Annotated in this window: 12 protein-coding genes; 3 read left to right on the top strand and 9 right to left on the bottom strand. The window is 66.7% G+C overall.

Annotated features, from left to right (window positions below; translation table 11 throughout):
• Nucleotides 1-40: 40 nt before the first annotated feature.
• The 3 genes from trpB to accD are packed head-to-tail and all read left to right on the top strand — an operon-like array spanning nt 41 to nt 3,056.
• Nucleotides 41-1,282 (top strand): tryptophan synthase subunit beta, encoded by a 1,242-nt coding sequence (gene trpB / locus SRAA_RS08515; RefSeq protein ID WP_045532110.1) that lies wholly within the window; start codon nt 41-43, stop codon nt 1,280-1,282.
• Nucleotides 1,283-1,308: 26 nt separating this feature from the next.
• A complete protein-coding gene (gene trpA / locus SRAA_RS08520) occupies nt 1,309-2,136 on the top strand; it encodes a tryptophan synthase subunit alpha (RefSeq protein ID WP_045532112.1) in 828 nt (275 codons plus the stop codon).
• A 41-nt stretch (nt 2,137-2,177) separates the two neighbouring features.
• A complete protein-coding gene (accD, locus tag SRAA_RS08525) occupies nt 2,178-3,056 on the top strand; it encodes an acetyl-CoA carboxylase, carboxyltransferase subunit beta (protein ID WP_045532114.1) in 879 nt (292 codons plus the stop codon).
• Here accD and nagZ read toward each other — a convergent pair.
• The 9 genes from nagZ to lepA all read right to left on the bottom strand — a co-directional run bounded on the left by nagZ (nt 3,053) and on the right by lepA (nt 11,462).
• Entirely contained in the window at nt 3,053-4,210 is a 1,158-nt protein-coding gene (gene nagZ, locus SRAA_RS08530; protein WP_045532116.1) for a beta-N-acetylhexosaminidase, read from the bottom strand. The two genes, accD and nagZ, sit on opposite strands and share 4 nt — an antisense overlap.
• Nucleotides 4,192-4,602 (bottom strand): holo-ACP synthase, encoded by a 411-nt coding sequence (acpS, locus tag SRAA_RS08535; RefSeq protein WP_045532118.1) that lies wholly within the window; start codon nt 4,600-4,602, stop codon nt 4,192-4,194. Before acpS ends, nagZ begins: the two co-directional genes overlap by 19 nt.
• Nucleotides 4,599-5,423, bottom strand: coding sequence for a pyridoxine 5'-phosphate synthase (locus SRAA_RS08540; RefSeq protein ID WP_045532119.1), 825 nt, complete (start codon nt 5,421-5,423; stop codon nt 4,599-4,601). Before SRAA_RS08540 ends, acpS begins: the two co-directional genes overlap by 4 nt.
• A gap of 92 nt (nt 5,424-5,515) precedes the next feature.
• Complete coding sequence (gene recO / locus SRAA_RS08545; protein ID WP_045532120.1) at nt 5,516-6,310, bottom strand: DNA repair protein RecO; 795 nt, start codon at nt 6,308-6,310, stop codon at nt 5,516-5,518.
• A 94-nt stretch (nt 6,311-6,404) separates the two neighbouring features.
• Nucleotides 6,405-7,562 (bottom strand): GTPase Era, encoded by a 1,158-nt coding sequence (gene era / locus SRAA_RS08550; protein WP_231849277.1) that lies wholly within the window; start codon nt 7,560-7,562, stop codon nt 6,405-6,407.
• Nucleotides 7,559-8,269: a ribonuclease III gene (gene rnc, locus SRAA_RS08555; protein WP_045532122.1), complete on the bottom strand. Its 711-nt coding sequence runs from the start codon at nt 8,267-8,269 to the stop codon at nt 7,559-7,561. The genes era and rnc overlap by 4 nt, the downstream gene beginning before the upstream one ends.
• Nucleotides 8,269-8,613: a DUF4845 domain-containing protein gene (locus SRAA_RS08560; RefSeq protein ID WP_045532124.1), complete on the bottom strand. Its 345-nt coding sequence runs from the start codon at nt 8,611-8,613 to the stop codon at nt 8,269-8,271. The genes rnc and SRAA_RS08560 overlap by 1 nt, the downstream gene beginning before the upstream one ends.
• A 57-nt stretch (nt 8,614-8,670) precedes the next feature.
• Nucleotides 8,671-9,636: a signal peptidase I gene (lepB, locus tag SRAA_RS08565; RefSeq protein WP_045533581.1), complete on the bottom strand. Its 966-nt coding sequence runs from the start codon at nt 9,634-9,636 to the stop codon at nt 8,671-8,673.
• A 14-nt stretch (nt 9,637-9,650) separates the two neighbouring features.
• Nucleotides 9,651-11,462 (bottom strand): translation elongation factor 4, encoded by a 1,812-nt coding sequence (gene lepA, locus SRAA_RS08570; RefSeq protein ID WP_045532126.1) that lies wholly within the window; start codon nt 11,460-11,462, stop codon nt 9,651-9,653.
• Nucleotides 11,463-11,487 lie beyond the last annotated feature (25 nt).

Consider the following 11,487-nt stretch of genomic DNA (forward strand, 5'->3'; position numbering starts at 1 on the left):
CCCACTCCGAGGCCGACCCGCCCCTACACACCGAAGCACCATGTCCACCGCCCCACCCCTGTACCAGCAGCCCGACCCCAGCGGCCACTTCGGCCCCTACGGCGGCAGCTTTGTCAGCGAAACGCTCACGCACGCCTTGGCCGAACTGCGCGCCGCCTACGCCCGCTATCAGAACGACCCCGAATTCCTGCGCGAATTCCACTACGAGCTGGCGCACTTCGTCGGCCGCCCCTCGCCCATCTACCACGCCGCGCGCAGCAGCCGCGAACTGGGCGGGGCGCAGATCTTCCTCAAGCGCGAAGACCTCAACCACACCGGCGCGCACAAGATCAACAACGTGATCGGCCAGGCCATGCTGGCGCGGCGCATGGGCAAGCCGCGCATCATCGCCGAAACCGGGGCCGGCCAGCACGGTGTGGCCACCGCCACCATCTGCGCCCGCTACGGGCTCGAATGCGTGATTTACATGGGTGCCGAAGACCTCAAGCGCCAGTTGCCCAACGTCTATCGCATGAAGCTGCTCGGTGCCACCGTGGTGCCGGTGACTTCGGGCAGCCAGACCCTCAAAGACGCGCTCAACGAAGCCATGCGCGACTGGGTCACGAACGTCGAGCACACCTTCTACATCATCGGCACCGTCGCCGGGCCGCACCCCTACCCGATGATGGTGCGCGATTTCCAGCGCGTCATCGGCGAGGAATGCCTGCAACAAATGCCCGCCCTGCTGGCCGAACTCGGCCTGCCCGGCAACGGGGCCGAATTGCAGCCCGATGTGGTGCTGGCCTGCGTCGGCGGCGGCAGCAATGCGATGGGGATTTTTCACCCCTACCTAGACCACCCGCGCACGCGCCTGATCGGTGTCGAGGCCGCCGGGGCCGGGCTGGAAAGCGGCCGCCACGCCGCCTCGCTGCAAAAGGGGCTGCCCGGCGTGCTGCACGGCAACCGCACCTACGTGCTGCAAGACAATGACGGCCAGATCGTCGAAACCCACAGCGTCAGCGCCGGGCTGGACTACCCCGGCGTCGGGCCCGAGCACGCCTGGCTCAAAGACAGCGGCCGCGCCGAATACGTGGGCATCACCGACGAGCAGGCGCTGGCCGCCTTTCACCGCCTGTGCCGCCGCGAGGGCATCATCCCGGCGCTCGAATCCAGCCACGCGCTGGCCTACGCCTTCGAGCTCGCCCCCACCCTGCGCCCGGATCAATCGATTTTGGTCAACCTCTCGGGCCGGGGCGACAAAGACCTCGGCACCGTGGCCGAACTGGCGGGAGTGACCGTATGAGCCGCACCTCAATGAGCCGCATCCCAATGAGCCGCATCCCGGCCACTTTCCAGCGCCTGCAAGCGCAGCGCCGCAAAGCGCTCATCCCCTACCTGACGGCGGGTTTTCCGCAGGCCGACTGCACCCCGGCGCTGATGCACGCGCTGGTGCAGGGCGGCGCCGACATCATCGAACTCGGGGTGCCCTTTTCCGACCCCATGGCCGACGGCCCGGTGATCCAGCAAGCCGGTGAACGCGCGCTGCGCGCCGGCGTCGGGCTGGCGCAGGTGCTGGCCATGGTGCGCGCCTTTCGCGCCCACGACCCCCACACCCCCGTGGTGCTGATGGGCTACGCGAACCCGGTCGAGCGCTACCAGATCAAGCACGGCGCCGGGGCCTTCGCGCGCGACGCCGCTGCCGCCGGGGTCGATGGGGTGCTGATCGTGGATTACCCGCCCGAGGAATGCCAGGATTTTGCCGCCGCCCTCAAAGCCCAGGGGCTGGACCTGATCTTTTTGCTGGCCCCCACCAGCAGCGAGGCGCGCATGGCCGAAGTCGGGCGCGTGGCCAGCGGCTACGTGTATTACGTCTCGCTCAAGGGCGTGACCGGGGCCGGGCACCTCGACACCGCCGCCGTAGAGGCCATGCTGCCGCGCATCCGGCGCCACGTGCACATCCCCGTGGGCGTGGGCTTTGGCATCCGCGACGCCGCCAGCGCCTGCGCCGTGGGCCGCAGCGCCGACGCCGTGGTGATCGGCACCCGCCTGATCCAGTTGCTCGACGCCGCCGCACCCGGGCAGGCCGAGGCCGTGGCGCGCGCCTTCATGGCCGAGCTGCGGCTGGCGCTGGATGGCATGGAGGGCAATCGGGGATAATCAGCGCCGTTGTTTGCCTCCACCCAGCAAGGAAAGTCCGCATGTCCTGGCTAGAAAAACTGCTCCCGCCCAAAATCAAACGCGCCGACCCGGCCGAGCGCCGCAGCATGCCCGAGGGGCTGTGGCTCAAGTGCCCCAGTTGCGAGGCCGTGCTCTACAAGAGCGACCTGGAAAAAAACCTAAACGTCTGCCCGCACTGCGCGCACCACCACCGCATCGGCGCCCGGGCGCGCCTGAACGCCTTTCTGGACGCCGAAGGGCGCTACGAAATCGGCCAGGAGGTGCTGCCGGTCGATGCGCTCAAGTTCAAGGACAGCCGCAAATACCCCGATCGGCTCAAGGAGGCGCTAGAGAACACCGACGAGACCGATGCCCTGATCGTGATCGGCGGCTCGGTGCAGGGCATCGATCTGGTCGCGGCCTGCTTCGAGTTCGAATTCATGGGCGGCTCGATGGGCTCGGTCGTGGGCGAGCGCTTCGTGCGCGGCGTGGAGGCGGCGATCGAGCAAAAAGTCCCCTTCCTCTGCTTCACCGCCACCGGCGGGGCGCGCATGCAAGAGGGGCTGCTGAGCCTGATGCAGATGGCCAAGACCAACGCCGCCCTGACGCGGCTGGCCAAAAAGGGCCTGCCCTATATCAGCGTGCTGACCGACCCGACCATGGGCGGGGTGAGCGCCGGTTTTGCCTTCGTCGGCGATGTGGTGATCGCCGAACCCAAGGCGCTGATCGGCTTTGCCGGGCCGCGCGTGATCGAAAGCACGGTGCGCGTCAAGCTGCCGGAGGGCTTTCAGCGCGCCGAATTTTTGCTCGGCAAGGGCGCGCTGGACATGATCTGCGACCGGCGCGAGCTGCGCCCCACCGTGGCCAACGTGCTGGCCATGCTGCAGCGCCAGAGCGCGGACGCGGTGCTGAGCAGCTAGGGCAGCAAGGCCAGCGCCTGCATATAGCGCGGGCTGCGCATCAGATCGTCCCAATCGGGCGCGGCGGCAGCAGGCAGCAGATCGAGGCGGCGCTGCTCGCTCAGTTCGCTCGGTTGCCAGCGGCCTTCGAGCTGGGCTTGGCTCAGGCCGTCGATCAAGGCGTCGATGGGCTCGCCGCCTTCGACCGCGCTCTGGTTGCACAGCAGCACCAGGTCGCAACCGGCTTGCAGCGCCGCCAGCGCGGCTTCGGTGTAGCCCAGCTCGCGGCCATCGAGGCGGCGCGCCCCGGCCATGCTCAGGTCGTCGCTGAACACGGCACCGCCAAAACCCAAATGCTGGCGCAAAATGCCCTCGATCCAGCGCGCCGAAAAGCCAGCCGGGCGGCTGTCGATCTGTGCATAGACCACGTGCGCGGGCATGACGGCGTCTAGGCTGGCTTGCAGCCAGCCGTAGGGCGCGGCGTCGGCGGCCAAAATATCGGCCAGGCTGCGCTCATCGAGCGGGATTTCGAGGTGCGAATCGGCCGCCACAAAGCCGTGCCCAGGGAAGTGTTTGCCGCAGTTGCGCATCCCCGCTTGCAGCAGGCCGTGCATGAGCGCCTGCGCCAGCACGCTCACGATGCGCGCATCGCCCGCAAAAGCGCGGTCGCCGATCACGGCGCTGCCGCCGTAATCGAGGTCCAGCACCGGGGCAAAGCTCAAGTCCACCCCGCAGGCGCGCAACTCGGCCGCCAGCACGTAGCCGCAGGCGGTGGCGGCGCGGCAGGCGGCCAGCGCGGCGGCACCCGGCAGATCGGCTGCTGTGCCGGCCCCTGCTGGCCCTGGCGCAGCTTGATCCTGCTGCGCTTGATCTGGCGCACCCGGCCCCGGCGCTGGCCCGTCTAGCCACATCTGGCCTAGGGCACGCATGGGCGGCAGGTGCGTGAAGCCATCGGTGCGAAAACGCTGCACCCGCCCGCCTTCGTGATCGACGCAGATCAGCAGATCGGGGCGCACTTTTTTGATCTGGCGGCACAGCTTGCTGAGCTGGGCGCGGTTTTCCCAGTTGCGGCCAAACAAGATGACGCCGCCCACCAGCGGGTGCGCCAAGCGGAGTTTGTCGGTTTTGCACAGGCCGGTGCCGGCCACGTCGATGATCAAAGGGGCGTGTTGCATGGGTTTTGTTCCACCACCACAAAGCTGGCGGCATAGTCGCTCTCATCGCTGAGGCTGATGTGGGCGCGCAGCCCGCGGGTCTCGAACCACAGCAGCAGGCTGCCGTGCAGGTGCAGCGTGGGTGCGCCGCTGGGTAGGTTGAGGATTTCGCAAGCGCGCCATCTCATGGGCTGGCGCAAGCCCAGCCCGATGGCTTTGCTGAAGGCTTCCTTGGCGCTAAAGCGCGTGGCTAGGTAGCGCAGGCCGCGCTCGGGGCTGCGTGCGCTGCGCTGCTGCCAGATGGGCAGCTCCTGCGCGCCCAGGACGCGCTGGGGCAGGCGCTCGCCGTGGCGCTGCAGCGCGGCGCGCATGCGCCGGATGTCGCACACATCGGTGCCGATGCCAAAGATCATGGGGCGGGGTTGTCTTGGCTGCCGCTGGCAATGGCCGCCAGATAGGCCTGCACCGTGGCGCTGTAGCCAAGTTCGAGCGCATCGGCGATCAGGGCGTGGCCGATCGAGACTTCGGCCACCGGCGGCAAGGCGCGCAAAAAAGGCCCGAGGTTGGCGCGGTTTAGGTCGTGCCCGGCATTCACTGCCAGCCCGGCGGCGTGCGCGGCCTGCGCGGCGGCGGCGTAGCGCTGCAACTGTGCCTCCAGGGTGGCCCCGGCCGCTGCGTCGGATACGCAAGCAGCGGCATGCGCCGCCGCATAAGGCTCGGTGTAGAGCTCGACCCGCTGCGCCCCCACGGCCCGCGCCGCCGCCATCTGCTCCGGGTCGGGGTCCATGAACAGGCTCACGCGCACACCCAGCGCCCGCGCCTGCTCGATCAGCGGGCGCAGCCGCTCGGCGTCGGCGGGGAAGCTCCAACCGTGGTCGCTGGTGAACTGGCCCACGCTGTCGGGCACGAAGGTGAGCTGGTGCAGCGGCAGGCCGCGCGCGCGCACCTGGCGCGCCACCTCGAGCAGGTTGTGAAAGGGGTTGCCCTCGATGTTGTATTCGCGCTGCGGCCAGTGTTGCAGCAGCTCGGCCAGCTCGAACACATCGTGGGGGCGGATGTGGCGCTCGTCAGGCCGTGGGTGCACGGTGATGCCGTGCGCCCCGGCTTCTAGGCAGGCTTGCGCGGCGCGGCACACGCTGGGGATACCCAGATGGCGGCTGTTGCGCAGCAGCGCCACCTTGTTGAGATTGACCGACAGGGCGCAACGGGGGGCAAAATCGACAGCGAGGGGCATGGGCTAGGGGCCGGCAAGGGGATGGGGTTAAGGGTTGTCGAGCACAGATTCGAATTCGGATTCGGCTTGAGGCGTGGACAGCAGCGGCCGATTCAGACCGGCACCGCCACCGCCCGGCTGCCCACGAAGCGCTGCACCTGCTGCGCCCAGCGCCGGGTCTGGAACTCGCGCACCCCGCTATGGTAGTGCAAGGCGGCGCGCAACTGGCGCCGCAAGGCCCCGCTGCGGTCTTGCTGGCACAGCGGCAGCAAGCTGGGCCAGACCGACACCTGCTGCAAGGCCGCGTGCAGCGCCAGCCAGTAAGGCGCGCTGCAGGCCGCCGTGCTGGCCGCATCGCCATCAGCCGCCGTGGGGGGCAGCTCGCACAAGCCGCCCTGCGTTTGCAACTGGTAGCGCGCCTCGGCGCGCAACGGCTGCAAGCTGGCGGCTTCGTGATCCAGCGGTGGCAACCAGCCCAGTTCGCGCAGCAGCAGCAACTCGAAGGCGCGCAACACCCCCGCCTGCGGTGCCCCGGCAGCGAGCAAGGCCAGCGCTTGCGCGTAGTGGTCGTACAGAGTCGGGTGCGGGTCTTCGCGCGCCAGCAGCTTGAGCAGCAATTCGTTCAGGTAGTAGCCCGCCAACAAGGCCTCGCCCGGTGGCAGCAACTGCCCGCCCTGCCATTGCGCCGCCTTGAGCGTGCGCACCTCGGTGGCTCCGCCCCAGCTCAGGTGCAGCGGCAACAGCGCCAGCAGCACCGAGCGAAATTGCGAAGTCGGGCGCTTCACCCCCTTGGCCACCAGCGCCACGCGCCCGTGGTGGCGGCTAAACACCTCCAGGATCAGGCTGGCCTCGCTCCAGTCGTGGCGGTGCAGCACGAAGGACGGCTCCTCATGCACCCGCTTGTTCATGGACGGAATTCAGCGCCGGGCTGTCCCAAGCTGAATTCACTCCCCCTCGGGGGGCAGCAAGCCGCTAAGCGGCGCAGCGTGAGGGCTGGCTCCACTACTCGTACCCAAAGGAGCGCACGCGGGCCTCGTTGTCGGCCCAGCCCGAGCGCACCTTGACCCACAGTTGCAAAAACACCTTGCCGCCCCAAAGTTTTTCCAAATCTTGGCGCGCTTCGCTGCCAATGCGCTTGAGCTTCTCGCCGCCCTCGCCGATCACCATGCCTTTGTGCCCTTCACGCTCGACCACGATGGTCGCGGCGATGCGGCGCAATTCGCCCTCTTGCGTGAACTGGTCGATTTGCACCGTGCTGGTGTAGGGCAGCTCGTCGCCGGTGAGCCGAAACAGCTTTTCGCGCACCATTTCGGCCGCCATGAAGCGCTCGCTGCGGTCGGTCAGGGCGTCGGCGTCGTGCAGCCAGTCCTGCTGCGGCAGGTATCTTTCCACGATCCCCAGCAGGCGCTGCACATCGCGCGGGCTCTTGGCCGACATCGGCACGTATTCGGCGTAAGCGTGGCGCTGCTGCATCTGCAACAGCCACGGCGCCAGCTCGGCGCGACTCTGCACGGCATCGAGCTTGTTGGCCAGCAGCAGCGTGGGTACTTTGGGCGGCAGCAGCGCCAGCACCTGCGCATCGGCCGGGCCAAAGCGCCCGGCTTCGACCACGAATACGATCAGATCGACCTCGGGCAAGGTGCCGAGCACGGTTTTATTCAGACTGCGGTTGAGCGCGTTGCCGTGCCGGGTCTGGAAACCGGGGGTATCCACGAACACAAACTGGCTTGCCCCTTGCGTGAGCATGCCGGTGATGCGGTGCCGCGTGGTCTGCGCCTTGGCCGAGGTGATGCTCACTTTTTGCCCCACCAGCGCATTGAGCAGGGTCGATTTGCCGACGTTGGGCCGCCCGACGATGGCCACCAACCCGCAGCGGCGCGACCCTGTGGGAGCGCTTATAGAGGTGCTGGCGTGGGGGCGGCCAGTCGGCGCACGGTCTGCCACACCACCCTGCGCCTCGACTGTTGCAGCGCCCTCGGGCGCACCCTCGGCCACACCCTCTTCGGCGGCACCACGCTCCTGCGCGCCCGGTTGTGGCTCAGGGGCTGGTGCGGCCGCCCCGGTGGGCAGCTTGCCCAAGGCCTGCGCCAGCATGGCCTCGAGTTCATCGGGGCTCTGGGGCGCGGGTGCGGCGCCAGTGGGGGGCTTGCGAGCGGTCATGGTGTATGGTTTTGGAGTTGTTGCAGCATCTGCGCCGCGGCGGCTTGTTCGGCGGCGCGGCGCGAACTGCCTGTGCCGCGCGCGCTCTGGCCGGTTTCGTGGATCTGGCACTGCACCTCGAAAGTCTGCACATGCGCTTGGCCCATTGTGGCCACCACGGTGTAGAGCGGCAGCTTCATTTTGCGCCCTTGCAACCACTCCTGCAAGGCGGTTTTGGCGTCTTTGCCGTGTGCACTCTGGCCCGGGCGCAGGTCGGTGCCCGCGTACAGGCGGCGCACCAGCGCCTCGGCGGGGGAAAAACCGGCGTCCAGATAGACCGCCCCGAGCAGCGCCTCCAGCGCATCGGCCAAAATCGAGGGCCGCTGGCGTCCGCCAGAGCGCGCCTCGCCCTCGCCCAAGCGCAGCAGCTCGGGCAAGCCCAGCTCCAGCGCCAGCCGGTGCAGCGTGTCTTGCTTGACCAAGTTGGCGCGCGTGCGCGACAGTTCGCCCTCGTTGTGGCCATCCAGGCGCTGGTACAGCAGGGCGGTCACGGCCAAATTGAGCACCGAGTCGCCCAGCAACTCCAGCCGCTCGTTGTGCTCGGTGGCAAAGCTGCGGTGCGTGAGGGCGCGCAGCAGCAAGCCGGAGTCGGCAAAACGATGCCCAATGCGAGCCTGCAAAGCCAGCAGCGGCTCCAGCGCCGCCCCACCCACGTCGGCAGGTCGCATCAGTGGCTGCGGCCCTGGTATCTGAGCAGCAAATAAGCCGGCCCAAACAGATGAATTTCTTCCTCGTACGCGAACGACACCAACAAGCGGTCGTTGTCGCGCGTGATGATCAGATCGGCACCCGTCACGGCATCGAAATAGCCCACCGTGCGCGTGCGCTCAAAGGCCGTACGCACCTCGGCTGGGGTCTGGCCAGTTTCAGCGGCATGCCGCATGGCGCGCAAAACCGACTGGTATTCGATCACCGTGGGCGCCACCCGCGCCGCCAGCACGCCCAGCGCGGCCACCACAATGCCAATCAAAATGATGCCAAAAAAACTGATCCCACGCTGCTGACGCTTCATATTCGAGCTCCGACTGATGTGAATCCGGGCATCTTAATCAATCGCAGCCGCATTGCGTCACTCGAAAGCCCCAATGCGGCCCAGATCGCCAAAATTCATCCAGACAAAGAAGGCCTTGCCGACGATATTGGCCTCGGGCACGAAGCCCCAGAAGCGCGAGTCGAGGGAATTGTCGCGGTTGTCGCCCAGCACAAAAAAGTAGCCCTCGGGCACAGTGCAGACCACGCCTTCGATGGTGTAGCGGCAGCGATCGCGGTGCGGAAAATCGGCCACGCCGGGGATGAAGGCCGGCAGGTTGGGGTCGATCAGGGTGCGCACCGTGCGCCCACCCAGGGTCTCGGCGTATTGCAGCGAGTAGCGCATCGAGTCCGGGTCGTAAAACTCCGGCAGCGGCTGGCGCGGCACCTCGACCCCGTTGATCGAGAGGCGTTTGTCGAGGTAAGCCACCTCGTCGCCGGGCACGGCCACCACGCGCTTGATGTAGTCCAAGTTGGGCTGTGGCGGGAAGCGAAACACCATCACGTCGCCGCGCTCGGGGGCGTTGTTGGGAAAAATTTTGGTGTGGATCACCGGCAGGCGCACGCCGTAGTGAAATTTGTTCACCAAAATCAAATCGCCCACGAACAGCGTCGGCAGCATCGAACCAGACGGGATTTTGAAGGGCTCAAACAAAAAGGAGCGCAGCAAAAAGACGATCAAAATCACTGGGAACAGCCCAGCGGTCCAATCCAGCCACCACGGTTGCAGCAGCAGCTTGTGCTGCGCCGACTCGATATCCACCGCGTCGCCCTTGATGCCCAGCCGCGCCCACTCGGCCTCGCGCTGGCGCTGTTGCTCGACCAGTTGCTGTGCCGCCGCACGCCGCTGCGGCAAAAAATGCCAGCGCTCGGCCACCCAGTAGGCCCCGGTCACCAGCGTAGCGAGAAACAACAGCAGCGAAAAATTGCCCTGCACCAGCCCCAAATACCAAGCCAGACCGTAGCTGCCAAAGGCCGCCAGCACCACCCCGGTGAGGGCGGCCATGCTCGATTCGCGGCTCATTCGTCCACCTGCAAAATGGCCAGAAATGCCTCTTGCGGAACCTCAACCGAGCCAATCTGTTTCATGCGTTTTTTGCCCGCTTTTTGTTTGTCCAGCAGCTTGCGCTTGCGCGAGATGTCGCCGCCGTAGCACTTGGCGATCACGTTTTTGCGCAAGGCCTTGACGGTTTCGCGGGCGATGATGTTGGCCCCGATGGCGGCCTGGATGGCCACATCGAACTGCTGGCGGCTGATGATCTCGCGCATCTTGGCGACCACCGCGCGCGCCCGAAACTGCGACTGGCTGCGGTGTACGATGATCGACAGCGCATCGACCTTTTCGCCGTTGAGCATGATGTCCACCTTGACCACGTCCGAGGGGCGGTACTCTTTGAACTCGTAGTCCATGGACGCATAGCCGCGGCTCACAGACTTGAGCTTGTCAAAGAAGTCGAGCACGATCTCGCCCAGCGGCAGCTCGTAGGTGAGCATGACCTGCTTGCCGTGGTAGGCCATGTTCTGTTGCACGCCGCGCTTTTGATTCGCCAGCGTCATCACCGCGCCCACGTATTCCTGCGGCATGTACAAATGCACCGTGACGATGGGTTCGCGGATTTCTTGGATGCGCCCGACCTCGGGCATTTTGGCCGGGTTTTCCACCTCCAGCAGCTCGCCGTCGCCGCGCAGCACCTGATAGACCACGCTGGGCGCGGTGGTGATGAGGTCCTGGTCGAACTCGCGCTCCAGCCGCTCTTGCACGATTTCCATGTGCAGCAGCCCCAAAAAGCCGCAACGAAAACCAAAGCCCAGCGCCTGCGAGACTTCGGGCTCATAGCGCAGCGCAGCGTCGTTGAGTTGCAGTTTTTCGAGCGCGTCGCGCAGCTCCTCGTACTCGCTGGCTTCGCTCGGGTACAGGCCGGCAAACACCTGCGGCTGCACTTCTTTGAAGCCCGGCAGCGCCTCGGTGGCCAGTTGCAGATTGGCCCCGCTGCTGCTCTTGATGGCGGTGAGGGTGTCGCCCACCTTGGCCGCCTTGAGCTCGCGGATGCCGGCGATCACGTAGCCCACCTCACCGGCGCGCAGCGCCTCGCGCGGCAGGTTGCTGGGGGTAAAAACGCCCAGCTTTTCGCAGCTATAGACGGCCTCGGTGGCCATGAGCTTGATGCGGTCACCGCGGTTGAGGCGCCCATCGACCACGCGCACCAGCATCACCACGCCGACGTAGTTGTCGAACCACGAGTCGATGATCATGGCGCGCAGCGCCGCATCGGGCTGGCCGCGCGGCGGCGGCACCTTGGCCACCACCAGCTCCAGGATGTCGTCGATGCCCATGCCGGTCTTGGCCGAGCAGGGTATGGCCTCGGTGGCGTCGATGCCGATTACGTCTTCGATCTCTTGCCGCGCCGAATCCGGGTCGGCCTGCGGCAAGTCCATTTTGTTGAGCACCGGCAGCACTTCCACGCCGAGTTCGAGCGCGGTGTAGCAGTTGGCCACCGTTTGCGCCTCCACCCCCTGGCTGGCATCGACCACCAGCAAGGCCCCTTCGCAGGCGCTCAGGGAGCGGCTCACTTCGTAGGAGAAATCGACATGGCCCGGGGTGTCGATCAGGTTCAGGTTGTAGATCTGGCCGTCGCGGGCGGTGTATTGCAGCGCCGCCGTCTGCGCCTTGATGGTGATGCCGCGCTCTTTCTCCAGGTCCATCGAGTCGAGCACCTGCGCGCTCATTTCGCGGTCGCTCAAGCCGCCGCAGCGCGAGATCAAGCGATCGGCCAGCGTGCTTTTGCCGTGGTCGATGTGGGCGATGATGGAGAAGTTGCGGATGTGCTTCATGTAGGGGGGCAAACAAAACGGGCGC

The sequence above is a fragment of the Serpentinimonas raichei genome (assembly GCF_000828895.1).
Lineage (GTDB): Bacteria > Pseudomonadota > Gammaproteobacteria > Burkholderiales > Burkholderiaceae_C > Serpentinimonas > Serpentinimonas raichei.

Coding starts and splice junctions, on each gene's coding strand:
- trpB (WP_045532110.1), top strand. CDS start 41: ATGTCCACCGCCCCACCCCTGTACCAGCAGCCCGACCCCAGCGGCCAC.
- trpA (WP_045532112.1), top strand. CDS start 1,309: ATGAGCCGCATCCCGGCCACTTTCCAGCGCCTGCAAGCGCAGCGCCGC.
- era (WP_231849277.1), bottom strand. CDS start 7,562: ATGACCGCTCGCAAGCCCCCCACTGGCGCCGCACCCGCGCCCCAGAGC.
- SRAA_RS08560 (WP_045532124.1), bottom strand. CDS start 8,613: ATGAAGCGTCAGCAGCGTGGGATCAGTTTTTTTGGCATCATTTTGATT.
- rnc (WP_045532122.1), bottom strand. CDS start 8,269: ATGCGACCTGCCGACGTGGGTGGGGCGGCGCTGGAGCCGCTGCTGGCT.
- lepA (WP_045532126.1), bottom strand. CDS start 11,462: ATGAAGCACATCCGCAACTTCTCCATCATCGCCCACATCGACCACGGC.
- accD (WP_045532114.1), top strand. CDS start 2,178: ATGTCCTGGCTAGAAAAACTGCTCCCGCCCAAAATCAAACGCGCCGAC.
- acpS (WP_045532118.1), bottom strand. CDS start 4,602: ATGATCTTTGGCATCGGCACCGATGTGTGCGACATCCGGCGCATGCGC.
- SRAA_RS08540 (WP_045532119.1), bottom strand. CDS start 5,423: ATGCCCCTCGCTGTCGATTTTGCCCCCCGTTGCGCCCTGTCGGTCAAT.
- nagZ (WP_045532116.1), bottom strand. CDS start 4,210: ATGCAACACGCCCCTTTGATCATCGACGTGGCCGGCACCGGCCTGTGC.
- lepB (WP_045533581.1), bottom strand. CDS start 9,636: ATGGCCGCCCTCACCGGGGTGGTGCTGGCGGCCTTTGGCAGCTACGGT.
- recO (WP_045532120.1), bottom strand. CDS start 6,310: ATGAACAAGCGGGTGCATGAGGAGCCGTCCTTCGTGCTGCACCGCCAC.